This window comes from Lentzea sp. NPDC037011 (genome assembly GCF_055607425.1).
In genome coordinates, this window is the sequence record NZ_JBVJRT010000002.1 from 111,842 (window position 1) to 135,879 (window position 24,038).

26 protein-coding genes are annotated in these 24,038 nt (G+C 70.2%); 15 read left to right on the top strand and 11 right to left on the bottom strand.

From position 1 onward, the window contains the following. Window positions 1-81: 81 nt before the first annotated feature. From ACZ7CH_RS05285 to ACZ7CH_RS05315, 7 genes are all read left to right on the top strand, one after another. On the top strand, window positions 82-606 hold the full coding sequence (locus ACZ7CH_RS05285) for a YbaB/EbfC family nucleoid-associated protein (protein ID WP_470373214.1): 525 nt from the start codon (window positions 82-84) through the stop codon (window positions 604-606). After that, window positions 603-902: a hypothetical protein gene (locus ACZ7CH_RS05290; protein WP_470373215.1), complete on the top strand. Its 300-nt coding sequence runs from the start codon at window positions 603-605 to the stop codon at window positions 900-902. Before ACZ7CH_RS05285 ends, ACZ7CH_RS05290 begins: the two co-directional genes overlap by 4 nt. An 11-nt stretch (window positions 903-913) precedes the next feature. Continuing rightward, on the top strand, window positions 914-1,957 hold the full coding sequence (locus tag ACZ7CH_RS05295) for a hypothetical protein (RefSeq protein WP_470373216.1): 1,044 nt from the start codon (window positions 914-916) through the stop codon (window positions 1,955-1,957). Then, complete coding sequence (locus ACZ7CH_RS05300) at window positions 1,954-2,442, top strand: DUF6346 domain-containing protein (protein WP_470373217.1); 489 nt, start codon at window positions 1,954-1,956, stop codon at window positions 2,440-2,442. The genes ACZ7CH_RS05295 and ACZ7CH_RS05300 overlap by 4 nt, the downstream gene beginning before the upstream one ends. A 197-nt stretch (window positions 2,443-2,639) precedes the next feature. Continuing rightward, complete coding sequence (locus ACZ7CH_RS05305; RefSeq protein WP_470373218.1) at window positions 2,640-3,443, top strand: alpha/beta fold hydrolase; 804 nt, start codon at window positions 2,640-2,642, stop codon at window positions 3,441-3,443. After that, complete coding sequence (locus ACZ7CH_RS05310; RefSeq protein ID WP_470373457.1) at window positions 3,443-4,861, top strand: PP2C family protein-serine/threonine phosphatase; 1,419 nt, start codon at window positions 3,443-3,445, stop codon at window positions 4,859-4,861. The genes ACZ7CH_RS05305 and ACZ7CH_RS05310 overlap by 1 nt, the downstream gene beginning before the upstream one ends. Next, a complete protein-coding gene (locus ACZ7CH_RS05315) occupies window positions 4,858-5,214 on the top strand; it encodes an STAS domain-containing protein (RefSeq protein ID WP_360402047.1) in 357 nt (118 codons plus the stop codon). Before ACZ7CH_RS05310 ends, ACZ7CH_RS05315 begins: the two co-directional genes overlap by 4 nt. A gap of 4 nt (window positions 5,215-5,218) precedes the next feature. Here ACZ7CH_RS05315 and ACZ7CH_RS05320 read toward each other — a convergent pair whose 3' ends face one another. Both ACZ7CH_RS05320 and ACZ7CH_RS05325 read right to left on the bottom strand, forming a co-directional pair. Continuing rightward, window positions 5,219-5,635, bottom strand: a complete 417-nt coding sequence (locus ACZ7CH_RS05320; protein ID WP_360402044.1) for an ATP-binding protein — start codon at window positions 5,633-5,635, stop codon at window positions 5,219-5,221. A gap of 153 nt (window positions 5,636-5,788) precedes the next feature. Further along, entirely contained in the window at window positions 5,789-6,997 is a 1,209-nt protein-coding gene (locus tag ACZ7CH_RS05325; RefSeq protein ID WP_470373219.1) for a PP2C family protein-serine/threonine phosphatase, read from the bottom strand. Window positions 6,998-7,177: 180 nt separating this feature from the next. On the opposite strand from ACZ7CH_RS05325, the gene ACZ7CH_RS05330 reads away from it, so the two are divergent. Further along, window positions 7,178-8,104, top strand: coding sequence for an alpha/beta fold hydrolase (locus ACZ7CH_RS05330; RefSeq protein WP_360402038.1), 927 nt, complete (start codon window positions 7,178-7,180; stop codon window positions 8,102-8,104). A 312-nt stretch (window positions 8,105-8,416) separates the two neighbouring features. Here the strand turns inward: ACZ7CH_RS05330 and ACZ7CH_RS05335 are convergent, their stop codons facing one another. Further along, the gene (locus ACZ7CH_RS05335; RefSeq protein ID WP_360402035.1) at window positions 8,417-9,148 is read right to left on the bottom strand and encodes a D-Ala-D-Ala carboxypeptidase family metallohydrolase; all 732 of its coding nucleotides are present in this window, start codon (window positions 9,146-9,148) and stop codon (window positions 8,417-8,419) included. 299 nt (window positions 9,149-9,447) lie between these two features. On the opposite strand from ACZ7CH_RS05335, the gene ACZ7CH_RS05340 reads away from it, so the two are divergent. The 4 genes from ACZ7CH_RS05340 (at window position 9,448) to ACZ7CH_RS05355 (ending at window position 12,892) form a co-directional block, all read left to right on the top strand. Further along, entirely contained in the window at window positions 9,448-10,275 is an 828-nt protein-coding gene (locus ACZ7CH_RS05340) for a CPBP family intramembrane glutamic endopeptidase (protein WP_360402032.1), read from the top strand. Continuing rightward, the gene (locus ACZ7CH_RS05345) at window positions 10,272-11,417 is read left to right on the top strand and encodes a sensor histidine kinase (protein ID WP_470373220.1); all 1,146 of its coding nucleotides are present in this window, start codon (window positions 10,272-10,274) and stop codon (window positions 11,415-11,417) included. The genes ACZ7CH_RS05340 and ACZ7CH_RS05345 overlap by 4 nt, the downstream gene beginning before the upstream one ends. Then, window positions 11,414-12,061 (top strand): response regulator, encoded by a 648-nt coding sequence (locus tag ACZ7CH_RS05350; RefSeq protein WP_470373221.1) that lies wholly within the window; start codon window positions 11,414-11,416, stop codon window positions 12,059-12,061. Before ACZ7CH_RS05345 ends, ACZ7CH_RS05350 begins: the two co-directional genes overlap by 4 nt. Before the next feature lie 174 nt (window positions 12,062-12,235). Beyond that, window positions 12,236-12,892 carry a lytic polysaccharide monooxygenase auxiliary activity family 9 protein gene (locus ACZ7CH_RS05355; protein ID WP_360402023.1) on the top strand — a complete coding sequence of 219 codons (657 nt, stop codon included), beginning with the start codon at window positions 12,236-12,238 and terminating at the stop codon, window positions 12,890-12,892. 86 nt (window positions 12,893-12,978) lie between these two features. Here ACZ7CH_RS05355 and ACZ7CH_RS05360 read toward each other — a convergent pair whose 3' ends face one another. Together ACZ7CH_RS05360 and ACZ7CH_RS05365 are read right to left on the bottom strand one after the other, a co-directional pair. After that, the gene (locus tag ACZ7CH_RS05360; RefSeq protein ID WP_470373222.1) at window positions 12,979-14,235 is read right to left on the bottom strand and encodes an extracellular catalytic domain type 1 short-chain-length polyhydroxyalkanoate depolymerase; all 1,257 of its coding nucleotides are present in this window, start codon (window positions 14,233-14,235) and stop codon (window positions 12,979-12,981) included. A gap of 175 nt (window positions 14,236-14,410) precedes the next feature. After that, window positions 14,411-14,818 (bottom strand): DUF3592 domain-containing protein, encoded by a 408-nt coding sequence (locus ACZ7CH_RS05365; protein ID WP_360402017.1) that lies wholly within the window; start codon window positions 14,816-14,818, stop codon window positions 14,411-14,413. 59 nt (window positions 14,819-14,877) lie between these two features. On the opposite strand from ACZ7CH_RS05365, the gene ACZ7CH_RS05370 reads away from it, so the two are divergent. Both ACZ7CH_RS05370 and ACZ7CH_RS05375 read left to right on the top strand, forming a co-directional pair. Continuing rightward, on the top strand, window positions 14,878-15,078 hold the full coding sequence (locus ACZ7CH_RS05370) for a hypothetical protein (protein WP_360402014.1): 201 nt from the start codon (window positions 14,878-14,880) through the stop codon (window positions 15,076-15,078). Window positions 15,079-15,137: 59 nt separating this feature from the next. Further along, on the top strand, window positions 15,138-16,103 hold the full coding sequence (locus ACZ7CH_RS05375; protein ID WP_470368715.1) for an SDR family NAD(P)-dependent oxidoreductase: 966 nt from the start codon (window positions 15,138-15,140) through the stop codon (window positions 16,101-16,103). A 223-nt stretch (window positions 16,104-16,326) separates the two neighbouring features. On the opposite strand, the gene ACZ7CH_RS05380 is transcribed toward ACZ7CH_RS05375, so the two are convergent. Genes ACZ7CH_RS05380 through ACZ7CH_RS05395 form a run of 4 tightly spaced genes read right to left on the bottom strand, consistent with a single transcriptional unit; the run spans window position 16,327 to window position 20,776 of the window. Next, window positions 16,327-17,673 (bottom strand): GH1 family beta-glucosidase, encoded by a 1,347-nt coding sequence (locus ACZ7CH_RS05380; protein ID WP_470368714.1) that lies wholly within the window; start codon window positions 17,671-17,673, stop codon window positions 16,327-16,329. A gap of 22 nt (window positions 17,674-17,695) precedes the next feature. Then, window positions 17,696-18,583 carry a carbohydrate ABC transporter permease gene (locus tag ACZ7CH_RS05385; RefSeq protein ID WP_360402005.1) on the bottom strand — a complete coding sequence of 296 codons (888 nt, stop codon included), beginning with the start codon at window positions 18,581-18,583 and terminating at the stop codon, window positions 17,696-17,698. A 4-nt stretch (window positions 18,584-18,587) separates the two neighbouring features. Next, window positions 18,588-19,508, bottom strand: a complete 921-nt coding sequence (locus ACZ7CH_RS05390) for a carbohydrate ABC transporter permease (protein WP_360402002.1) — start codon at window positions 19,506-19,508, stop codon at window positions 18,588-18,590. A gap of 11 nt (window positions 19,509-19,519) precedes the next feature. Continuing rightward, window positions 19,520-20,776, bottom strand: coding sequence for an ABC transporter substrate-binding protein (locus ACZ7CH_RS05395; protein ID WP_360401999.1), 1,257 nt, complete (start codon window positions 20,774-20,776; stop codon window positions 19,520-19,522). A gap of 234 nt (window positions 20,777-21,010) precedes the next feature. Between ACZ7CH_RS05395 and ACZ7CH_RS05400 the strand changes: the two genes are divergently transcribed. Further along, entirely contained in the window at window positions 21,011-22,042 is a 1,032-nt protein-coding gene (locus tag ACZ7CH_RS05400) for a LacI family DNA-binding transcriptional regulator (protein WP_360401996.1), read from the top strand. A 42-nt stretch (window positions 22,043-22,084) separates the two neighbouring features. Here ACZ7CH_RS05400 and ACZ7CH_RS05405 read toward each other — a convergent pair whose 3' ends face one another. Beyond that, window positions 22,085-23,449 carry an alpha-amylase gene (locus ACZ7CH_RS05405; RefSeq protein ID WP_470373223.1) on the bottom strand — a complete coding sequence of 455 codons (1,365 nt, stop codon included), beginning with the start codon at window positions 23,447-23,449 and terminating at the stop codon, window positions 22,085-22,087. Between the two features lie 107 nt (window positions 23,450-23,556). After that, window positions 23,557-24,033, bottom strand: coding sequence for a MarR family winged helix-turn-helix transcriptional regulator (locus ACZ7CH_RS05410; RefSeq protein WP_458433498.1), 477 nt, complete (start codon window positions 24,031-24,033; stop codon window positions 23,557-23,559). Window positions 24,034-24,038: the final 5 nt, after the last annotated feature.

Below are 24,038 nucleotides of genomic sequence, written 5' to 3' on the forward strand. Positions count from 1 at the left end.
CCTCTTTCGATCCAGCTGCGCGCCCCGGCGTGGTCCGTTACCCTCTGCTCGCGTTGAGCAAGAGGTGACCCCGGGGGAAGCATGATCGATCCTGAGCAGCTGCTCAGCCAGTACGAAGGCAAGCTCGCGCAGGCGCAGGCCAAGAGCGACGCCATCCGCGAGAACCTCGCACACCTGCAGGTCACGGAGCGCAGTCCGGACGGGCAGATCGTGGTGACCGTCAACGACGCGGGCAACCTGGTCGCGTTGCAGCTCGGCCAGGCGTTGCAACGCAGGGACGGTGCGGCCGTCGCGCAAGACGTCATGCGCACCTTGCAGGCGGCGCAGAGCCGTATTGCGAGCGTTGTCCAGGAGTCGATGGCACCGCTGCTGGGTGCCGACTCCGAGACCATGCACTTGATGATGGACAAGCTGCGCAGCGCCCAGCCACCGCCTCCTCCTGAGCAGTACGCGCCGGGAAACGGAGGTTGGGGGCCGACAGAGGCTCGCTTGGGCTCCATTGAGGACGACACACCACCACCGCCGCGGCCGCAGCAGCCTCCTCGTCCGCCGCGGGATCGTCCCATCGATGACGACGACTTCGGCAACGGGAGCATCCTGCGATGAACTACCGCATCGATCTCGCCGAGATGGACGCCCACGCCAAGCGCGTGGACGAGATCGGCGGGCGCATCGGCACCGCCATCGGAGCGGGCAACGCGGCGTCGAACCCCGAAGCGTTCGGCCTGCTCGGGATTCCGCTCGCGGCCCTCTGCTCGGCCGCGCAGCACATGGCGATGAACACCCTCCACGACGCCGCTGAGGCCGCGCTCGACCACCACACGCGGGTCAAGGCGTGGCGTGAGGACGTCAAGAACAACGAGGAAGAGCAGACCAGCCGCTTCAAGACGGGCGATTCATGAGCACTCCGAGCATGGGGTCTGCTCCGGCCCCGGCCGAGAACCCGTTGGTCCGCAAAGGCCAGGACACCCCGAAGACCGAGGGCGCCGGGCTGTTCCACGACGTCACCGAGGCCGTGAGCGGCTTCTCCGATGGCAACTGGGCCGAAGGGCTGCTCAACCTCGCCAGCGCGGCAGGTGACATCGGCAAGGTGCTGACCGATCCGCTGGCATACCTGTTCAGCGCGGGCTTCGGCTGGATGTTCGAGCACGTCAGCTTCCTCAAGGAACCGCTCGACTGGCTGACCGGTGACCAGCAGACCCTCGACGGCATGGCGCAGACGTGGTCGTCGGTGTCGAGCTACCTCGACGAGATCTCCACCGACCTCAAGAAGGCCGTCGAGAACGATGCCGGGCAGTGGGTGGGCAGGGACTCGGCGAAGTACCGCGAGTTCGGTGCCGACCGTGCGGACACCTACGGTGCCGTCGGCACTGCGGCGCGTGGGATGTCGATCCTGATCACGATCTGCAAGACGATCCTCAAAGTGGTCCGCGACATCGTGCGCGACCTGATCACCGAGGCGATCGGCAAGCTGATCAGCATCTGCCTCCGCTGGGCGCCCGCCATGGCGGCGCTGGGCGCGGGTGTCGCCGGTGCCGTCGCCGAAGGTGTCCCTGTGGCGGTGCGCTACGCGCAGAAGTGCATCGAGTGGTGCCGGAAGCTCACCAGGGCGTTCGGCAAGGCGGGCGGTCTGTTCAAGAAGCTCGACGACGTCCTCGCCAACGCGAGCGTGAACCTCGCCAAGCGCGGCGACGACTTCGTGACCGTGCTGAAGCAGGGCGCGAACGCGGACATCGCACGGGCGATGAAGGACTTCAACGCCGCCGCCATGCTGAAGGACGCGGGAGCCGGCGCGAAGAAGGTCGTCATCGACGGCGTCACGGGTCTGCCGAAGGACATCGGCCCCGCCATGGCCGAGGAGTTCCGCAAGGAAGGCGCGAAGATCGTCGACAACCGGGGCTGGAAGGACTGGCGCGAGCTGAAAGCTGACCAGGAGGAAGAGGAGCGGGGCGGGTGAACGCCCTTCGGCGCGTTCTCGTCGCCCTGGTCGTTCCGCTGCTGGGCTACCTGCTCGGTGCCACGATCTTCAACCACTTCTGGAACCAGGTGGAACCAGGCGATCTGGCGAAAGCCGATCTGGTGGCCACGGCGAAGTCCTGCGAACGCCGCGGCCCGGTGGCGTTGCGGGGGTTCGGCTTCTACTACGAGTGCCGGGCCGACGTCCGAGTCAGGTCCAGTGGGGAGACGTACACGTCAACCGTGACGGGGTGGCTCACGCCCGAGGACATCGGCGAGCAGTACGCCGTCCACACCGTGCGGCACGGCAGGCCTCTGCAGCCGGACGTGCGGTCGGAGGGGCAGGTCTTCCTGGGCTGGCTGTGCACCTTCGGCTTCGCGATCGCGTTCCTGTTCTTGAACGTCTGGATCGCACGTCACGTGTGGCCCGATGCTCCTCGGCGCAAGCGCCGCATGCCGATCAGGTACGAGCCGCCTCAGCCGTGAGCAGTCACGTCGGGTCAATCAGGACCCGACGTGACTGAGCAGCTGCCGGCATCACCGGCCAGACCCGTCCGGTGCTGGAACCGCCCCCACCACCGGCCCGCACGGACGGTCGCCGAGGTGCGGCGGCACGGTCGGTGGAGGTGCGGATGCCGCCAAGCCTTACCCTGATCAGCTTGAACAGGCCCGAGGGAGAAGCGATGGACATCCGTCACCGGAACAACGTCACGGTCACCGGCGCGACCGGCGGCCCGACCGTGGTGCTGGCGCACGGCTTCGGCTGCGACCAGAACATGTGGCGGCTGATCGTCCCCGCGCTGTCGCAGCGGTACCGGGTGGTGTTGTTCGACTACGTGGGGTCGGGTGGCTCGGACCTGTCGGCGTGGAGCACCGAGCGGTATTCGAGCCTGGAGGGGTACGCCCAGGACGTCGTGGACGTCTGCGACGAGCTGGAGCTCGAGCAGGCGGTGCTGGTGGGGCATTCGGTCAGCGCCATGGTCGGGGTGCTGGCCGCGCGGATGGCGCCGCGGCGGATCGGGTCGCTGGTGATGGTGGCGCCCTCGCCCTGCTACATCGACGACGCCGGCTACCGCGGTGGGTTCACCGCCGAGGACATCGACGAGCTGCTGGTCTCGCTGGAGTCGAACTACCTGGGCTGGTCCTCGGCGATGGCGCCGGTGATCATGGGCAACCCGGAGCGGCCGGAGCTCGGGCAGGAGCTCACCAACAGCTTCTGCGCCACCGACCCCGACATCGCCAGGGTGTTCGCCCGCACCACGTTCCTGACCGACAGTCGTGCCGACCTGGCCGGTGTCGCGGTGCCCACGCTGGTGCTGGAGTGCGCTGAGGACGTCATCGCGCCCCGTGAGGTCGGTGCGTTCGTCCACGCCGCCATCCCGTCCTCGCGCCTGGTCACCCTCGACGCCACCGGGCACTGCCCGCAGCTGAGCGCGCCCGAGGCCACCGCAGAGGCGATCCTGGACTTCCTCGGGACCCGCCCGTGATGTGCCGCGCGGACGGCGCGTCCGCCGAGGACGCGCCGGAGCCCACCCACACCGGGAGCGGTGTGGACCCGGGTCAGACCGGCAGCACGGACGCGGCGTTCACCGCTCTGCTGGAGGACAGCGCGGAGGACCTGTACGACGCGGCGCCCTGCGGCTACCTGTCCACGATGATGGACGGCACCATCGCGAAGATCAACGCCACGTTGCTGGACTGGCTGGGCCTGACCCGTGAGGCCGTGGTCGGCCGGAAGCGGTTCGCCGACCTGCTCACCGTCGGCGGCAAGCTGTACCACGAGACGCACTTCGCGCCGTTGCTGCGCATGCAGGGCGAGCTGCGGGGCATCGCCCTGGAGATGAAGGCGTCCGGTGGCAGGCGGTTGCCGGTGCTGGTCTCGTCGACGCTCAAGCGCGGTGACGGGGGAGAGCCGCTGCTGATCCGCACCACGGTGTTCGACGCCTCCGACCGCCGGGCCTACGAAGAGGAGCTCCTGCGTCGCCGGCAGGAAGCCGAACGGGCCTACGCTGCGGCCGAGCAGGCCCGGCTGCAGGCCGAGGCCGACCGGGAACGACTGGCCGCGACGCTGGCGGTGCTGCAGCAGACCCTGCTGCCGCCGTCACTGCCGGCGGTGCCCGGCGTGGAGCTGGCCGGGCACTACCACACCGCTTCTCCCGACCAGCTCGGCGGAGACTTCTACGACGTCTTCCCGCTGACGGACGACACGTGGGGTTTCTTCCTGGGCGACGTGTGCGGCAAGGGTGTCGAGGCCGCGGCGCTGACCTCGCTGAGCCGCTACACCCTGCGGGCCGCCGCGCACCACGACCCCGACGACCCCGTCGCGGTGCTCAGCGCCCTCAACACGGCCCTGCTGCACGACCCGAGCGTGGGCATCCGGTTCTGCACCGTCCTGTACGGCACCCTCCGCCCGGCCCACGACGGTGGCGTGACCGTGCGGCTGGCAGGCGGCGGGCATCCTCCGGCGTTCCACCTCTCGGCAGGTGACGACGGCGGTGGCGACAGGGGGGTGCGGCCGGTCGAGCTGCCGGGAGCGATGCTGGTCGGCGCGCTGTCCGGTGCGCGTTTCGTCACGACCACCGTCGACCTCGAACCGGGTCAGGCCCTGCTGCTCTACACCGACGGCCTGACCGAGGCCCGGGACGCCGACGACCAGTTGCTCGACACCGAGGGTGTCGCCGCGATGCTGGCGGCGCGCACCGGCCCCTGCACCGCGGCTGCTGTCGTGGCCGACACCGTCGCCTTCCTCGCCGGACTGCCCAACGGCACCGATGACGACGTCGCTCTGCTCGCCCTCGGTGCCCCCGGTGCCGGCGCGGCGACCGCCGGGTCGTCCACCGCCGCCGTGTCGGTCACCGCGTCCGAGCCGAACCATGTGCCGATCGGGAGCACCGACCGTCCATGACCAGAGCTTTCCGCCTTGAAGTGCGGCACGCCGGTGCCGGCCACGCCCTGATCGCCGTCAGCGGCGAGCTCGACCCGCTCACCGCACCCCGCCTCCGCGAGCGAGGTCTGTCCCTGCTCGCTGAGGGAACTCCGCACCTGCTGCTCGACATGTCGGAAGTCGACTTCTGCGACTCGTCGGGCCTGAGCGTCGTCATCGCGCTGTGGGCACAGGCGAACGCCAGTGGCGGCAGCCTGGCGCTGGCCGCCGTTCCGGACCGCCTCAGCCGCCTGCTGCGCATGACGGCAACCGACACCCTCATCCCCGTCCGGCACGCCGACGACTTCGGCAGGTCTGAGCCGGAACCGAGCTGACGCCTCAGTTCTGCGCCGCGCGGCAGCTCAGCTCCGCCCACACGACCTTGCTCGTCGTGGTCACGACGCATCCCCACCCGCGGGACAGCTGCGTCACCAGGAGCAAGCCGCGGCCCCGGTCCTCGCCCAGCCGGGAGGAGCCAAGCCGGGGGAGGGTCGTCCGGTCGCCGTCCTCGACGTCGATGTGCAGTGTGGAGTCCGGCAGCTGGCACACGCGCAAGCCGATCGGCGGCCGACCGTGGTCGTAGGCGTTGCTGACCAGCTCCGTGACGAGCAGCTCGGCGTCCTCCACGCAGTCGGTTTCCAGGTGCGACAGTGCCTTCCGCAACGAGCGCCGCAGCTCGCCCAGCGGCGGTGTCGCGACTCCCGGCAGGTCCACGTCCAAGATCAGCTCTGGATGCCCGTCGGAAGCGCCTGTCATGGGTTCTCCCGGGAGGTGCGGTGTGCACGGGCGTCCCTCCGGTGTACCCGATCGGGGCACGTCAAAATCACCGCTGTCAGGTCGCCGGGAGACCGGGGCGCGACACCCGGCGACGGCTGCGACGCCGCACGCCTCGGTGCACGCCCGGCCGGCTCAGGTGCCGTGGCGCACCGCCACCACCGCGATGTCGTCGGTCGCCGGCTGGTCGCCGACCATCGTGGCCATGGCCTGTGCGCACGCCGCTTCCGGGTCGACCGCGGAGATGACGCGGCACAGCCGCTCCAGGCCGTCGTCGAGGTCCTCACCCCGGCGTTCGACGAGACCGTCGGTGTAGAAGATCATCAAGGCTCCCGGCGGCACCTCGACGTCGATGCTGCGCCGGCCTGTGCTCCCGAGGTCGAACCCGATGGGCGGGCCGATGTGGGCGGGCAGGAAGCAGGTCTCGTGACCGGGCGTCGCGAGGAGCGGAGGCAGGTGGCCGGCCACGGCGATGCGCATGTGGTCGGTCGCCGTGTCGATGACGGCGTAGGCGACGGTGGCCATGGTGCCGGTCTCGAAGTGGCTGGCTTTGCGGTCGAGCTTGCCGAGCACGTCCGCGGGGTCGGGGTAGTCCATCGCATAGGCGCGCAACGCGCTCCTGAGCCGCCCCATCACGACGGCGGCCCGCAGCCCGTTGCCGGCGACGTCGCCGATCACCACGCCGATGCGCGCGCCGGGCAGCTCGAACACGTCGTACCAGTCGCCGCTGACACCGCTGTCCGTGCCGGGGACGTAGCGGGCCGCCAGCTCCCAGCCCTCGGTGCTCGGCAGCCTCGACGGCAGCAGGCTCTCCTGCAGCATCGCGGCCGCGGCGCGTTCGGAGCGGGTCCGGTCCACGTAGACCCCGACGGCGAGCCGGTCGGCCACCAGCTGCAGCGCCTCGACCTCCTCGCCGGTGAACCGGCGAGGCGTGGTGCTGCCGACGTGCACGACCCCGGTCAGCTCGCCCTCGGCGATCATCGGCACGCCCAGCAGCGCCCGCAGCCCGTGCTCCCACAGCAGCGGGTTGACCACCGTCGACTCGTCGACGCGGTGGAGCTGAACAGGTTCCCGGCGCTGCGCCACGGTGCCGGCGAAACCCTTGCCGACCGGCACGCGCACCCCCTGGAACACTTCCTCCTCGAAGCCGGACGTGGCCCTGGCGACCAGCTGCGTGCCGCTGCGGTCCACCAGCAGGACGGTGACGGTGTCGACGGCGAGCAGCTCACGGGTGCGCTCCAGCAGGACCTCCATGAGCTTGCCGAGGTCGAGCTGCTTGAGAGGCGGGTCCGTGACCGCGTTGAGCGCCCGCAGCCGGATCAGCGGAACTCCGACCTCTGCCATCGTGCCTCCCATCGAGGCGGGTGCCTGCGCGACATTATGTCGTGCGGTCACCGCCTTTTCACGGCCGGCCGCGCCTGTGACCAGCCGAACGGTCCACGAGCACGGCCCGCGGGCGTCACCGCCGGGCTCACGGTGACCGCTTGAGCTGCGGTCGTCCGGTTCGTTGGGCAGCATGGCTGCATGACCCAGCGCAGTTCCACGCCAGCGCAAGGCGCTTCTCCGCTGACCGCCGACGCGAACGCGACAGCTCACCGCTTCGTCGACGTCGGGGGAATGCAGGTCTTCTACCGCGAAGCAGGCCCGAGTGACGCGCCTGTGCTGTTGCTCCCGCACGGCTATCCGTGTTCGTCGTACCAGTACCGGCGGCTCATGCCGGCACTGGCGGACCGGTGGCGCCTGGTGGCCCCGGACTACCCCGGCTTCGGCCTGAGCGACACGCCACCGGCTGATTCCTTCGGCTTCGACTTCGACGCTTACGCGGGCTTCCTCGAAGCCTTCTGTGATGAGCTGGGCCTTGACCGGTATGCCCTGTACCTGCACGACTACGGTTCGCAGATCGGCCTGCGGCTGGCCATCCGGCGTCCTGACCGCGTGACCGCCCTCATCATCCAGAACGGCGACATCTACGAGGACACGCTCGGACCCAAGTACGAGCAACTCCGGGAGTACTGGCGCGATCCGTCGGACAGCAACCGCGCGGCGCTCGAAGAAGCGGTGTGCGAAGAGGGTTTCCGCGACGAGTTCGTCGGCGAGGTTCCTGCTGACCAGGCCGCGCGGATACCACCGGAACTGTGGAAGCTCCACTGGCCGTTGATGAACACGCCGCAGCGGCGGGACATCATGCGGAAGCTGATGGAGGGCTTGAAGGACAACCTTGAATGGTTTCCGCGTTATCAGGCCTATTTGCGCGAACACCAGCCGCGGACGCTCATCGTCTGGGGGCCGAAGGACGGCTACATGCCCGAGGAATCCGCACGCGCCTACCTGCGCGACATCCCGGAGGCGGAGCTGGTGCTCACGGACGGCGGCCATTGGCTGCTCGAGACGCATTTCGAGCAGGCCGTCCCGGTGATCCGCCGCTTCCTGTGCCGTCTCGACGCGGTGTGACGGGGGACCGTTTCCGCGCGTGCGGGTCGGTGTCCGGTCACAGCTCGGCGCGGTGCCGCACCTCGTTGATCGTGGTCACCACCAGGCTGGTGGGCGCGTCGGTGCGGATGCGGCGCCGCGGTTGGTGAGAAAGGTACTCGTCGTGAGCAAATCACACGTAATGGATCAGGGGGTATCGCTGTCCGTGACCACCGCTCTCACTGTGTGGTGCATGATCAGGACTGCCGTCGGGCACCACGGCGCGTGAAGGCGGTGGTGATGACGGCCGGTCGCGTGGTGATCAGCTCGCTGACCACCACGCGACCGGGAGGATCAGATGCCGCAGCTCGGTGCGGACCAGAAGCGGCTCGACTTGTGCGCGACGTGCACGTGGTCGTTGTGGCCGGTGTAGCCGGGGCCGAGGATCTCGTTGAAGCCGTGGTTGCGGGCCTGCTTGGCGAGGGCGCAGAAGCCCTGCGGGCCGGCGCCGAGGTCCACGGCGTCGCCGTAGAGGTGGCGGCTGCCCGAGGCGCCGCCGACGGCGTTGTTGCAGGAGACGCTGCGGAAGCCGCCGTTCACGTCGATGGGGCGGTCGCCCATGGCGTGGCGCATGGCCTGCAGCTTCCACATGGAGACCAGGGCGTTGGCCTTGGCGGTGGCAGCGGAGACGTTGCCGCCGGCCCAGGTGGAGTTGCAGTTGTTGAGCTCGTCGTAGGTGAAGTTGACCGGCGTGCAGTCGTTGTCCTGCAGGGCGTAGATCTTCGAGAAGGTGGCCGCGCCGGCGATGCCGTCGGCGCCGAGGCCGTAGGCCTGCTGGAAGCGGGTGACGGCGGCCTTGGTGGCGGGACCGAACTGGCCGTCGATGCCGAGCACGGCGCCGTAGCCGGGGTAGCCGGCGACCCTGATCTGCAGCTGGCGGACGTCCTCGCCCGACGCGCCCTGCGACAGGGTGCGGTTCCAGGTGTAGCAGGCGTCGGCCGCCTCCACGGGGGCCGCGGCCGCGACGGCGGGGGTGACGGCGCCGAGGAGCAGTGCGAGCAGCGGTAAGACCAAACGGAGTTTCATGGCAAGCGCTACCTTTCGATCACAGGGAGTGCAGCCTGTCGAGGGCCTGTCCGGTTTGTCAACGACCAACGAAGTGAACTCTTAGTTGGGTCAGGAGGAACCGCCGGACGGGCGGCAGCGCGTGCCGACGGGTGGGGGCGCTGTGCCGGGACCGCGCAAAGGCTCCACTGTGGAGGGCTGTCCCCCGTGCGAGCTACCCGCGGATGTCCACTGCGTGGTGACGATTTGCGGGGCTCGGGTCCCTAGCGTTCCCGGTAGCCGCGGCACGACGGCCGCGGACGGCTGGTGAGGGACGGGACATGCGACTGTTGGTGCAGTTCGGGGCGGTGGCGCTGGTCGCTTTCGCCGGGAGCGCGGTGGTCGGGCTGGCGGGGTGGAACACGCCGTTGACGCTGGTGTTCGGGCTGGTGGCGGCCGGGGTGGCGCTGTGGGTGTACGCGCTGGTGGTGCGGCGGACCGAACACCGGGTGGCGGACGAGGTCGCGCTCGCCGGGTCGGCGGGGGCGCTGGGCAGGGGAGTGGCGATCGGGCTCGGGATGTTCGGGGCGGTCATCCTGAACATCGCCCTGCTCGGCGGGTACGAGGTGCGCGGGTTCGGGTCCGCGTCGGGTGCGGTGGCGCTGCTGGGGTTCACGGCGGTCGCGGTGGTCGTGGAGGAGCTGCTGTTCCGCGGGGTGCTGTTCCGCATCGTCGAGCAGCGGCTCGGGACGTGGCTCTCGCTGGTGCTGACCGGGGTGGTGTTCGGGGCGGCGCACCTGTTCAACGAGCACGCCACCGTGTGGGGTGCGGTGGCCATCGCCGTGGAGGCCGGGTTCATGCTGGCCGCGGTCTACGCCGCCACGCGCACCCTGTGGGTGCCGATCGGGGTGCACTTCGGCTGGAACTACGCGCAGGGCGGCATCTTCAGCACCAGCGTCTCCGGCACGGACGCGCCGAAGGGGCTGCTGGACGGCGTCACGTCCGGGCCGTACCTGCTCAGCGGCGGTGACTTCGGGCCGGAGGCGAGTGCGTACTCGGTGCTGGGCGGGGTCGTGGTGACCGTCGTGTTCCTGTGGCTCGCGAAGCGGCGCGGGAACCTCGTGCCCCGTCGCCGGCGCGCGGTCACCGCGACTACGCTCGCCGCGTGATCAGCCTCCGCCGGGTCCCGGACCTGTGGCGCCGCTGGGACGTCACGGTCAGGGACGCCCCGCTGGCACTGGCGCTGGTGCTCGCCTCCTTCGTGCCCGCGCTGCACAACCGCGGCACGCACCTGGGTGACCTGCCGACCCGGCCGATGGACGCGCTGGCGCTGGTCGTGATCGCGGTGGAGTGCCTGCCGCTGGTCGTGCGCAGGCGGTGGCCGGTCATCTGCCTCGCGCTGGTGTGCGTGGGATTCGCCGCCGACCAGCTCCTCGGCTACCACGCCGTCGCCGGCACGGCGCTGCCGATCGCGCTGCTGAGCACCGGGCTGCACCTGCGCCGGTTCCGGCGCACCACAGCGGTTCTGGTGTCGGTGGCGTACGTGCCGCTGGCGGTCGCGCTCGACCGGGACGGGTCGCAGGAGGGCGTCGCCGGATTCGTCACGTTCTACCTGGCGCTCGCCCTGGCGTGGGGGATCGGGGCGTGGCTGCGGCTGGCGCAGGACGCGGAGGAGGAACGGCGGCGGCACGTCGCCGCCGAGACGCGGGTCGCGGAACGCACGCGGATCGCACGCGAGCTGCACGACGTGGTGACCCACCACGTGACGGCGATGGTGGTGCAGGCGGAGGCGGCGCGGTACCTGACCGCCGCCCCCGAACGGCTGGAGCAGGCGCTGACCGCGATCACGGACATCGGCCGCCGGTCGATCGCGGACCTGCGGCAGCTGCTGGAGCTGCTGAACCCGGACCACGGCGGGGACGTGCGGGCGCCGTCGGTGGGCGACCTGGGCGCGCTCGTCGAGCAGACCCGGCAGGCCGGGCAGCCGGTGGAGTTCGTCGAGGAGGGCGCACCGGTGGCGGGCAGCGCGAAGGTGGTGGCGTACCGGGTGGTGCAGGAGGCGTTGACCAACGCCCTGAAGCACGCGCACGGCAACCGGACGACGGTGCACGTGCGGCACGGTGAGAGCGAGGTCGTGGTGGAGGTCGGAACGGACGGCGCGGGGCCGGCCGCCGCGGCACCGGGTGGCAGCGGGCGGGGGCTCGCCGGGCTGCGGGACCGGGTCGGCGTGCTCGGCGGCGAGTTCAGCGCGGGCCGCAGGGACGGCGGTTTCGTGGTGACCGCACGGATTCCGGCGGTGGTCCGCCCGTGACGCGCGTGCTGGTCTGCGACGACCAGGCGTTGATCCGCACCGGGTTCGCGACGATCATCGACGCGCAGCCCGACCTCCAGGTGGTCGGCGAGTGCGGGGACGGGCGGGCCGCGGTCGACCTGACCGCGCGGCTGAACCCGGACGTGGTCGTGATGGACGTCCGGATGCCCGTGCTCGACGGCATCGAGGCGACCCGGCTGCTCGCGGGCGCCGGCGTGGCCAGCCCGGCCAGGGTGCTGGTGGTGACGACGTTCAACCTCGACGAGTACGTCTACGAGGCGCTGCGGGCCGGCGCCAGCGGGTTCCTGCTCAAGGACGCCCCGCCGGCGCAGCTGCTGCACGGCATCCGCACGGTCGCGGCCGGTGCGGCGCTGCTCGCGCCCGAAGTGACCCGCCAGCTCGTCGGCCGCTACGCCGAACGGATCCGGCCGGTCGGCGGGCCCTGGGAGGTCCCGCTGACCGCGCGCGAGCTCGAGGTGCTGCGGCTGATCGCGGACGGCCTGTCGAACAGCGAGATCGCCGGCGCGCTCGTGATCAGCCACGAGACGGTCAAGACGTACGTGTCGCGCATCCTCACCAAGCTCGACCTCCGCGACCGGGTGCAGGCCGTGGTCTACGCGTTCCGGCACGGCCTGGTGGCGTAGCGCCTTTCCCGGGTGACTTTTCCACCGCCATGACCTGCACCGAGTCCGCTAATCACTGATCATCACGTAGTGTTTCCTTGTGATTTCGCAGAGTCATCGGTACGGTAAATGCTCTGGGAGCGCTCCCAATCCGCCGCCGCTGTTGATCGACCACCGGTTAATGGAGGCTCATACATGCGTACGCGCAGCACCTCCGGTTCCGTCACCCGACGGCGGGGCGCCATCGTGCTCATCGGCGTGCTGATCAGCACGTTCCTGTGGGCCCCGTCGGCTCAGGCGCACGGAACCATCATCAGTCCGGCCACTCGCGCCTACCAGTGCTGGCAGGCGTGGGGCAGCCAGCACACCAACCCCGCGATGCAGCAGCAGGACCCCATGTGCTGGCAGGCCTTCCAGGCCAACGCCGACACCATGTGGAACTGGATGAGCGCGCTGCGGGACGGGCTCGGAGGCAACTTCCAGGGCGCCACCCCGAACGGGCAGCTGTGCAGCAACGGGTTGGCACGCAACAACTCGCTGAACGTGCCCGGCCGCTGGCGGACCACCAACGTGAGCAGCAACTTCACGATGCACCTGTACGACCAGGCGAGCCACGGCGCCGACTACTTCCGCGTCTACGTGAGCAAGAACGGGTTCGACCCGACCACGCAGAGCCTGGGTTGGGGCAACCTCGACTTCATCACGCAGACCGGCCGGTTCGCCCCGGCGAAGGACATCAAGTTCAACGTCTCGACCTCCGGCTACCGGGGTCACCACGTCGTCTTCACCATCTGGCAGGCGTCCCACCTCGACCAGGCCTACATGTGGTGCAGTGACGTGAACTTCGGCTAGTCCGCAGCAGCGGGAGTGGAGGGGCCCGGCCCGGCGCGCGGTGCACGCCGGGGCCGCATCCGGGCCTTCCTCCGCCACCGCGCCGCTCAGCCGTTCGAGCAGCTGGAACCGTTGAGGGAGAACGAGGACGCCGCGGCGGCGTCACCGCTGTGGGTGGCCTGGAATCCGATCTCGACGGACCCGTTCGGTGCGATCACGGCGTTGTGGCTCACGTTGCGTGCCGTGACCTGGCCGCTCGTCGGCGAGTAGCCGGCGTTCCAGCCGCCGGCGATGTTCTGACCACCGGGCAGCGTGAAGGCGAGCGACCAGCCGTTGACCGCGGTGGTCCCGGTGTTGGTGATGGTGATCCGCTCGGTCAGGCCGTTGTTCCAGGCGGTGACGCTCGCCTTGACGGCACACGGTCCCGGCACCGGCGGGTTCGGGTCGCTGCCACCGGTGATGCCGAAGAACTCCAGCGCGACCGCGGCCATGCCGGCCGACGGCAGGCTGTGTCCCGCGCCCTGGATGCTGTACGCCTCGACCTTGTCCGAGAACCTGCTGCGGTTCCAGCCCGGTCGCGGCGTGTCGGTGGACGTCGGCGTCTGGCTCAGGCCGAACACGTTGGTCCACTGGTCGACCTCCTCCTGCAGCAACGAGTACGGCACGAGGTTGTCGGCGGTTCCGTGCCACAGCTGCATCTTCGGCCGCGGGCCGGTGTAGCCGGGGTAGGCCTGGCGGACGGCGTCACCCCACTGCTGCGGCGTGCGGTTCATGGTGCCGTTGGTGCACTTGCCGCCGGGCGGGTAGTCCGCGGCGTTGGCGAAGCAGTTGAACGGGACGCCCATGAACGCCGCGCCCGCCTTGAAGACGTCCGGGTACACCGCGAGCATGTGGTTGGTCATCATGCCGCCCGACGACGAACCGGTCGCGAACACCCGGTTCGGGTCCCCGCCGTAGCGCTGCTGGACGTAGGTCACCATCGACACGATCGACACCGGGTCGCTGCCGCCGCCGCGCCGCTTCGCCACGTCCGACCAGGTGTCGAAGCACTTGCCGAACCCGGCTTCCTGCTGCGCGCTCGGGTAGATCACGACGTAGCCGTACCGGTCGGCGAGCGAGGCGAACTCGCTGCCGGAGTAGAAACCGGGACCCGAGCCGCCACAGCCGTGCATCGCGACGACGATCGCCGGTTTGGCCGGCCGGTTGTCCGGCACGTAGACGTGCATGCGCATCCCGCCGGGGTTGGCGCCGAAACCGGTCACCTCCACCAGTGACGCGGCGGACGCCGGGGACGCGAGCAGGAGCGCGGCTGTGGCGATCAGGGCGCTGACGAGCGCTGTGAACGTGGTGGCACGTGTGGTCATCGTCGACCTCCGGTCAGAGATTCGGGATCTCCCAGGAGGTTCCCGAAGGTATTCAGATCGGTGACGGTCGTCAAGATTGTGACCAACGAATGCGGTACGTCGTTCGACGAACAAGTCCGATGTGGACGATGTGGTGCTCAAGGGGTCGGACCGCTCCAGGAGTCGTGCCCCCGGATCACGCGTGCCGGCGCGGCACCCACACGACCAGGTTCGCGAACAGCGCCCCGAGGACCACGACCCCGAGCATGCCGCCCACCACCCAGTGCGCCTGGTCGTTGTCGGCCAGCGCGGCGCTGACGACCCGGCCGTCGCGCAGGTCGTAACGGACCGTCACGCGGTCGCCGGGGTTGCGGGCCGGGCCGTTCTCCGACAGCGTCGCGACCTGCCTCGTGCCGTCGGGCAACGGGTACTCGACCTTGACCGAGACGCTCTTGCCCGACTTCAGCCGTTCCTGGACGGTGCCCTCCGAGCCGGCCCACGACCGCTGCTCGGTCGCGGACTGGACGAGCAGCACCAGGCCCAGGACCGCACCGGCCAGCACGAGCCCGGACACCGCCCGGGCCGTGATCGACTTCTTCGCCACGACGCCTCCTTCCTCCACAAGATCGCCGGAGCGGCCCCGGACGTGACAGGCGGTCAGCGGTGCTCGCGGAACGGGTCGAGGCCTACCGCCCCGCGCTGACCGGCGAGCAGGCCGGGGTCGTCATCGACGTGCTCACCCGGACCGTGCTCAGCCACGCCGTGCAGCCCACCGGCGGCCCGGCGGCCACGGTCGACGGCCTGGCCTGGATGGCGTCGCGGGTGCTCGCCGAGCCCGCGCGCAAGCCGTTGCGCCACGGCTGACCGAACCGGACGGGCCCCGCGCACCGAACCACCACGGGACGGCAGCGGAGGAGGAACCGGTGAGCGGACTGCCCGGCGTGCTCGACAGCGCGATGGACCGGCTCGTGGTCCCCGGCTACTCGCGGTGGGGTTACCGGCTGCGCCGCGCCGGCTGGCCCGCGACCGACCCCGAACCCGGTGCGCTGCGCGGCGGGCTCGCCGTCGTGACCGGTGCGGGGACGGGACTGGGCAAGGCCACCGCGCTCGGGCTCGCCCGCCTCGGCGCCGCGGTCGTGCTCGTGGTGCGCGACGAGGTCAAGGGCAGGGCCGCGCGGGACGAGATCATCGCCGCCGTTCCCGGCGCCGTGGTCTTCGTGCGGCTGTGCGACGTGTCGAGCCTGGCCTCGGTGCGCCGGTTCGCGAGCGACCTGCTGGGCGAGTTCGACCGCGTGGACGTGCTGGTGCACAACGCCGGGACCATGCCGGCGAAGCGCGCCACCAGCGTCGACGGCCACGAGCTGACGCTCGCCACGCACGTCCTCGGGCCGTTGCTGCTGACCGAGCTGCTCCGCTCGCTGCTGGTGTCCTCACCGGACGCGCGGGTCGTGTTCGTGTCCTCCGGCGGCATGTACACCCAGCGGCTGCGCGCGGGTGACCCCGAGTACCGCGACGGCGAGTACCGCGGCGCCACCGCGTACGCCCGGACCAAGCGGATGCAGGTCGCGCTCGTCCCCGTGCTGGCCGAGCGGTACCGGGCCGGCGGCATCGGCGTGCACGGCATGCACCCCGGCTGGGCCGACACACCGGGGGTCGCGAGCTCGCTGCCCGGTTTCCACCGGCTGACCCGGCCGTTGCTGCGCACCGCGGAGGAGGGCGCGGACACCGTCGTGTGGCTGGCCGCGACCAGCCCGGTCCCGCGCACCGGCCGGTTCTGGCACGACCGGCGCGAGCGGACCACGCACTACCTGCCGACCACGGCCGAACGGCGTGCCGACATCGCCGCGTTCTGGGCCTACTGCACGAACGCCGCCGGCCTCGTGCCGTGACGGCTCACCGGACCCCGGCCGGGCCGTTGCTCCCGCCGAGGTCGTCGCGCCGGCGCGGCACCGGACCCCGGCGCGGTCACGACCTGACCGCGCCTCGGGTGCGTCGGCGACAGTTCCAGCACGACCTGCGCGCGTCGGCCCCCTCGCGTGCGAGCCGGTCCACGACCTCGTCGAAGTACCGCGTGATCGCAGCCCGGAAGCCGGGGTGTGCCGCCGGGCGCTCTCAGCCCCGCGCCCGTGCGACGAAGTCGCGGTACCAGTGGAAGCTGGCGCGCGGGGTCCGCTGCTGGGTCGCGTAGTCGACGTGGACCAGGCCGAACCGGTGCTTGTAGCCGTGCGCCCACTCGAAGTTGTCGAGCAGCGACCAGCAGAAGTAGCCGCGCAGGTCCACGCCGGCGGCCAGCGCCGCGGCGATGTGGCCCTCCAGGAACGCGATCCGGTCGGTGTCCTGGAGGTCCTCGGTGTCCGGGTAGACGCAGCCGTTCTCCGTCACGTAGATCGGCGGCAGCTGCGGGTGCCGGGCGCTGAGGTCGCTCAGCGCGGTCGTGATCCCGACCGGTTCGACCGGCCAGCCCATGCCGGTGCGCGGCACGTCCGGCAGCCGGGTCGTGTCGACGCCGATGTCGTGCGCGGTGCGCTTGGCCGGGTCGGGCTCGCGGTGCGGTGCGTCGGCGACGTGCAGCCGGTAGTAGTAGTTCAGGCCCACGTAGTCCAGCGGCTGCCCGATGACCGCCAGGTCGCCGTCGTGGCGGAACGAGAAGTCCGTGAGCTCGCCGTACATCGACGTCATCTCCTCGGGATAGGTGCCGCCGAAGAGCGGGTCGGTGAACTGGCGGCGCAGCAGCACGTCCTGCCGGGTGGCCGCGGCCACGTCGGCGGGCGAGTCGCTCACCGGCACGGTCGGCGACTGGTTGAGGACGATGCCGAACTCCTGGCCGGGCACGCCGTTGGTGCGCATGGCCTCCACCGCCAGACCGTGCCCCACCAGCAGGTGGTGGGCGGCGGCGAGGGCGCCGTGGCCCTCGCGGGCACCAGGTGCGTGCCGGCCCTCCGCGTAGCCCACGACCGACGAGCAGTACGGCTCGTTCAGCGTGGTCCACTTGCTGACGACGTCCGCGAGCGCGTCGTGCACGATCGCCGAGTAGTCGGCGAACCGCAGGGCCGTGTCGCGGACCCGCCAGCCGCCGCGGTCCTCCAGCGCCTGCGGCAGGTCCCAGTGGTAGAGCGTGACGAACGGCTCGATGCCGTTGTCCCGCAACGTGTCCACGAGCCTGCGGTAGAAGTCGAGGCCGCGCTGCTCGACGCGGCCGCGGCCCTCGGGCAGGATTCGCGACCACGACACCGAGAAGCGGTACGCGTCGACGCCGAGGTCGACGAGCAGGCGGACGTCCTCTGCCCACCGGTGGTAGTGGTCGGCGGCCACGTCACCGGTGTCACCGTTCGCGACGGCACCGGGTACCGCGGCGAAGGTGTCCCAGATGGACGGACCACGGCCGTCGAGGGCCGCCGCTCCCTCGATCTGGTAGGCCGAGGTCGCCACGCCCCAGCGGAAGCCGGCCGGAAAGTTCACTGCTTGTCTCCTCTGCGAGGGGTCAGCCCTTGACGGCGCCCGACATGATGCCGCCGACGATCTGGCGGCCGAACAACAGGAACACGGCCAGCACGGGGACCGTGCCGATCGTGGCGGCGGTCAGCACGAGCGTGTAGTCCGTGGTGTAGCCACTGGCCAAGGTGGACAGCGCGGTCTGCACCGTCGGGTTCTCCGGCACCAGCACCACCAGCGGCCAGAAGAAGTCGTTCCACGCCTGCATGAACGTGAACAGCCCCAGCACCGCCGCCGCCGGGCGGGCCGCGGGCAGCGCGACGTGCCAGAACAGCCGCAGCGAGTGGCAGCCGTCCATCCGGCCGGCCTCCAGCAGCTCGTTCGGGATCGCGCGCTCGAAGTACTGGCGCATGAAGAACACGCCGAACGCGGTCACCAGGCCCGGCACGATCACCGCGTGGATCTCGCCCGCCCAGCCGAACTCGGCCATCATCATGTAGAGCGGGATGATGCCGAGCTCGGTCGGGATCGCCTGGGTGGCGATGATGAGCAGCAGCAACACGTTGCGGCCGCGGAACTTCAGCTTGGCGAACGCGAACCCGGCCAGCGTGGAGAACAGCACCACCGACACCGTGACCGTGCCGGCGACGATGATCGAGTTCATCAGCGCCAGCGCGAAGTCGGTGGTGTCGAAGACGCGGGCGATGTTCTCGAAGAGGTGGCCGCCGGGCACCAGGACCGGGGGCACGCTGTCGATCGCGTCCGGTGTCTGCGAGGACACCACGAACGACCAGTACACGGGGAAGGCCGACCCGGCGAGCACGGCGATCAGCGCGGCGTAGGTCCAGGGACCGGCCACGCGCCGGGCCAGCCGGCGGGCCCGCGCCGACGGCCCGGTGGGGCGCGCCGGTGCGGGACGCTCCAGCACAGCGGTCATGGGGTCACTCCGTCCGGATCCGCTTGGTCACCAGGTAACCGATCCCGGCGACGATGATCGTGGCGATGGCCAGCACGACCGCGATCGCCGAGCTGTAGCCGAAGTCGTAGTTCGTGAAACCCTGCTCGTACAGGTACAGCGCCGCGGTCTGGAACTGCCGGTCCGAGCCGCCGGTCGCGGCCGCCGCACCGGGGTTGAACAGCAGCGGCTCGGCGAGCAGGCGCATGTTGCCGGTGGTCGCGATGATCGTCGAGAAGATGATCTGCGGCCGCAGCAGCGGCACCGTGATCCGCCAGAACTGCTGCCGGCCGCTCGCGCCGTCCAGCGTGGCCGCCTCGTACAGCGACGACGGGATCGCCTGCATCGACGCCAGGAAGATCAGCGCGTGGTAGCCGGTCCACCGCCACACCACCATCACCGCGATCGCGATGTGCGAGGTGGCGGTGCCCGCCTGCCAGTCGACCTGACCGGCGCCCAGCAGCCCCAGCACCCAGTTGACCAGGCCGAAGTCCCGGCCGAACAGCTGCGCGAAGATGATCGTCACCGCCGCCACCGAGGTGATGTTCGGCAGGATCACGCCCATCCGGAACAGCGTGCGGGTGCGGACCTTGCGGTTGAGCAGCTGGGCGATGAACAACGCGAACAGGATCTGCGGCACGGTCGTGAGCAGCCACAGGCTGAGCGTGTTGCCCATGGAGTTCCAGAAGTACGGGTCGGCGAGCAGCTTGCCGTAGTTGTCGAACCAGACGACGTACGCGCCGCCCTCGTCGAGCAGGTTGCGGTGCTGCATCGACACCCAGACGGTGTAGAGCAGGGGGAACAGCCCGAAGACACCGAAGATCAGGAAGTACGGCGCCACGTACCCGTAGGGCGCGAACTTCGTGTCCCACCGGTGCCTTCTGGCCGTCCGGTCCATCGAGGTCATGGGTCAGCCCGTCACTTCTGGACGTCGCCGACGAACTGGCGCCAGGACTCCTCGCCGTTCTGCTTGCCCTGCTCGACGCGTTGCATCGCGTTGCCGATGGCGGTCTGGATGTCACCGGCCTTCGGGCCCTGGTACTGCGGGTTCAGCTTCTTCGCGGCGTCGGTGAAGAGCTTGCCGATCGGCGCGTCGTTGAAGTACGGGTTCTTGAAGTCGACGATCGACGGGTCGTCGTAGAGCTTCGGGATCGACGGCAGCAGCCCGGCGCTCTTGAACACCTTCGCCTGCTGCTCGGGCGCGGTCAGCCACGCGGCCAGCTCGACGGCCTTGTCGACGTTCTTGCCCGACTTCGGCACCGTGAGGTACGAGCCGCCCCAGTTGCCGCCACCGCCGGGAACGGACGTGACGTCCCACTTGCCCGCGGCCTCGGGACCGGCCTGGTCCTTGATCTTGGCCATCTGCCACGCGGGGCAGGTCACGGTCGCGAACTGGCCCTGCTTGAACCCGGTGTTCCAGACGGGGGTGGAGAAGAGCAGCTTCGAGGACAGACCCGAGTTCACGCCGTCGACGACGAGGTCCCAGGCGTCCTTGATTTCTTTGTTCTCACCCACGACGATCTTGTCGGACTTGTCGTAGTAGCCCACCGACGCCTGGCCGACGATCGCGTTGAGCACGGTCGGCCCGCCGTCGAACCACTTCACGCCCTCAGGCGCCTTCTCCTGGAACCTCTTGCCCGCGGCCATGAAGTCCTGCCAGGTCGGCCACAGCGCGGCGACCTGGTCGCGGTCGGCGGGAAGCCCGGCGTTCTGCAGCAGGTCGCGGCGGTAGCAGATCGCGAGGCCGCCGACGTCGGTGCCGTAGCCGATCTGCTTGCCGTCCTTGGACAGCGAGCCCTCCCACTTCCACGGCAGCCAGCGGTCCTTCAGCTGGTCACCGCCCTTGGTGTTGAGGTCGACGAACTTGTCCGGCGTGGCCTTGAACTGGTTGATGTAACCCGTGTCCACGGCCTCGATGTCCGCGGTGCCGCTGCTGGTGGCGAGGTGCGCGGCGAGGTTCTTGTGGTGGTCGGAGTAGGACGCCGTCCGGTCGGTGATCTCCACGTCCGGGTGCGCTGCCGCGTACTCCTTGAGCAGCTCGGCGTAACCGAAGTTGCCGAACAACCCGATGGACAGCTTGGTCTTGCCACCGCCCGCGGTGCTGCTGCCGCAACCGCTGAGCACCACGGCGGTCGCCAGCACGGCACAGCCGAGGGCGAGTGCTTTGGGGCGCATGTACAGGCCTCCGTCGAATTTTGGGCGCGCTGAAGAGAAAAGTGGTTCCGGTGCGGATGGGCCGACGATTGAGCGGAACTGCCGGCCGAAGAGGTGTGGCGCCTATGACAACGGGGTTACGCGGTGTACGTCAAGTAACGAGATGATAAACAGATCAACTCCCGCACCCGTTTGACTAGGAGAAGTGCTGCTCGTACGGTGATGTAACCGCTTACGGTGAAACGGAGGCCGACGATGCCGACCGGGCGTGAGATCGCCCAGCTCTGCGGTGTGTCCGTGGCGACGGTGTCGCGCGTCTTCAACCAGCCGGGAACGGTCAACGAGGACACGCGTGAACGCGTGCTGCGGGTCGCGAAGGAGCTCGGGTACCAGCCCAACGAGTCCGCGCGGGCGTTGTCGACGAAGCAGTCCACGATGATCGGGCTGGTCTGGGACACCGACCACCGCAGGCCCGGCTGGCGGCACCCGTACCTGCAGGACCTGCTGATCGGGCTGAAGTCGGCGCTCAGCGCGCACGGCTACCACCTGCTGATGCTCGCGACCAGCGGTGACGCCCGCGAGGTCGGCGCGTCGCTCGCGGACCCGGTGGGCTACGTGAACATGACCCGCCGCCACCACCTCGGCGGGCTGGTCCTGATCGACAGCGGGTCCGACGCCGAGGCGTTCGCCGCCTTCGCGCAGTCGGGTGTCCCGTGCGTGGCGCTGGACGTGGCCGTCGACGGTCCCAGGGCGACCTACGTGACGTCGGACAACGCGGGTGGCGCGCGGATGGCGACCGGTCACCTCGCCGGGCTCGGCCACACCCGGATCGCCACGATCACCGGTCCGCCCGGCAACCAGCCCTCGCGGGACCGGGTCGCGGGCTACCGCACGGCGTTGCAGGACGCCGGTCTGCCGGCGCGCGACGAGTACGTGGTCGCCGGCGACTTCTACCGCACCAGCGGAACGGTTGCGATGCAACGACTTCTGGCGCTCGACGACCCGCCGACGGCGGTGTTCGCGGCCAGTGACGAGATGGCGGTCGGCGCTCTGCTCGCCGCCCGCGCCGCCGGTCTGCGGGTGCCGCACGACCTGGCGATCGTCGGGTTCGACGACATCGAGGTCGCCGCGCTGGTCGAACCGGCGCTGACGACGGTCGCCCAGGACAAGCCGGGGTTCGGCGTCGCGGCGGCCAAGGCGATCCTCGCGATGATCACCGGCTCCGGCCGGGAGGACCCCGTGGTGCTGCCGACCCGCCTGGTGGTCAGGGAGTCCTGCGGTTCCTGAGGTCGTGCCCGCCGCGGCTCCCGCGGCGGGCACCACCCCGGCCTACCTCGCGCCGACGTGCAGCGCGAGCGCCGTGCCCGCACCGAGGGTGTGGGTGAACCGGCCGTTCGAGTCGACCGTCACGCGCACGCAGCCGGTCTCCTGCACGTTGCAGTAGCTCCCGGCGGGCAGGGCGGTCTGGAACGTCCTGGTGACCGCGAAGGTCTCCCGGTTGATCGCGACGAAGCCCTTGCTGCCGCGCCCGAACGCGATCAGGTCGTACCCGTTGTCCTGCCAGTTGTTCACGTCGGTGCCGGCCACGGTGTTGCGGAACGCCACCATGTTCGCGATCTGCGTCCACGCGTGCTGGCACTTCCAGCCGCCGTTGTAGCAGGCCCAGTCACCGGGCGGGCCCGCGTCCTTGTCGCTGAACTCGTAGCCGGAGTAGACCTGCGGGGCGCCGTAGTTCCACGCCAGCATGAACACGTTCGCCAGTGTGTAGGTCGAGTTGTCCTTGTAGGTCAACGTCGACCCGTTGCGCTCGGTGTCCCAGTTGTCCACGAACGGCCGGGCCTGGCCGCTGGGCAGGAAGCCCCACGACTGGCCGAACGTGCGCAGGTAGGCCAGGTTCTCGTTGGTGAAGATCCGCTTCAGGTCGTAGGCGTAGCGGAACTCGTCCACGTCACCGGACCCGGTGTACTCGCCCGGCTGCACCGCCTCACCGGCGCCGTAGATGACCTCGTGCACCCAGAACACGTTCGGGTTGGTCAGCTTCGACTTGATCGCGGACAGGTCGGCGGCCGCGATGTGCTTGGCCGCGTCGATGCGGAACCCGTCCACGCCCATCGCGATGAGCCGGTTGAGGTACCCGGCAATGGCGCCGCGCACGTAGTCGCTGCCGGTGTTCAGGTCGGACAGTCCGACCAGCTCGCAGTTCTGGACGTTGGAGCGGTCCTGGTAGTTGCTGATCGGCGAGCGGCACGAGTGGAAGTCCCAGTCGCTGTACACGCCGGGGTAGTTGTACTTCGAGTAGCTGGTGCCGCCGGTGCCGGTGCCGGAGCCCGCGCTCATGTGGTTGACCACCGCGTCGGCGATGACCTTGACGCCCGCGCTGTGGCAGGCCGAGATCATGTTCCTGAACGCGTTCTCGTCGCCGAGTCGTCCGGCGATGCGGTAGCTGACCGGCTGGTAGGTGGTCCACCACTGGGGACCCTGGACGTGCTCGGTGGCGGGGGACACCTCCACGTACCCGTAGCCCTTGGGGCCCAGCACGTTCGTGCACTCCGAGGCCACGCGGGCGAACGGCCACTGGAACAGGGTGACGGTGACGTCCCTGTTGCCCGGCGGTGCCGCAAAACTTTGCACCGGTGCGAACAGCGTCACGGCCAGCACGGCCGTGACCAGGACGCGAAGAGCCGAGGAAACCACGTTGTCTCCTAGGTTGCAGGGGTTCCCCATGGTCGTACCAGGCCGACCCGCGCACCGGGAAGCGTTGCAAGAACTTTCTCCGCGAATTCGTCCGCGAAGCGCACGGACTAGTCCTGTGTGGTCGAAGTGGCCGCCGCGATCAGGGCGATCAGCTGGCGGCGGAAGTGCTCGTAGTCGTCGACCGCGCCGAGCAGCGCGTCGGACTCGCGTTCCTCCCGGCGGGCGGCGGCCAGCGCGCGGCGACCGGCGGGGGTGATCTTCACCGACGTGCGCCTGCGGTCGGCCGGGTCCTGGCTGCGCACGACGTGGCCGCCGCGGTCGAGGTGCTCGATCGTGCGGCTCATCGTCTGGTCGGTGACCCGGCACAGCACGGCCAGCTCGCGCTGCGAGCGCGGCCCGTCGGCGAGGTGGTGCAGCGTGATCATCCCGGCGTGGGTGAGGCCGCGGCCGGCGAGGAAGTCGTCGAACCGCTTCTCGACGACGCGGGCCGCGACCGAGAGGAGCCTGCCGGTCGGCCAGGAGGCGACGTCCGCGCCCACCTGGTCCGGGCGGTGCGCCACCGCCAGCTCGTCTCCCTCGGCCACGACCC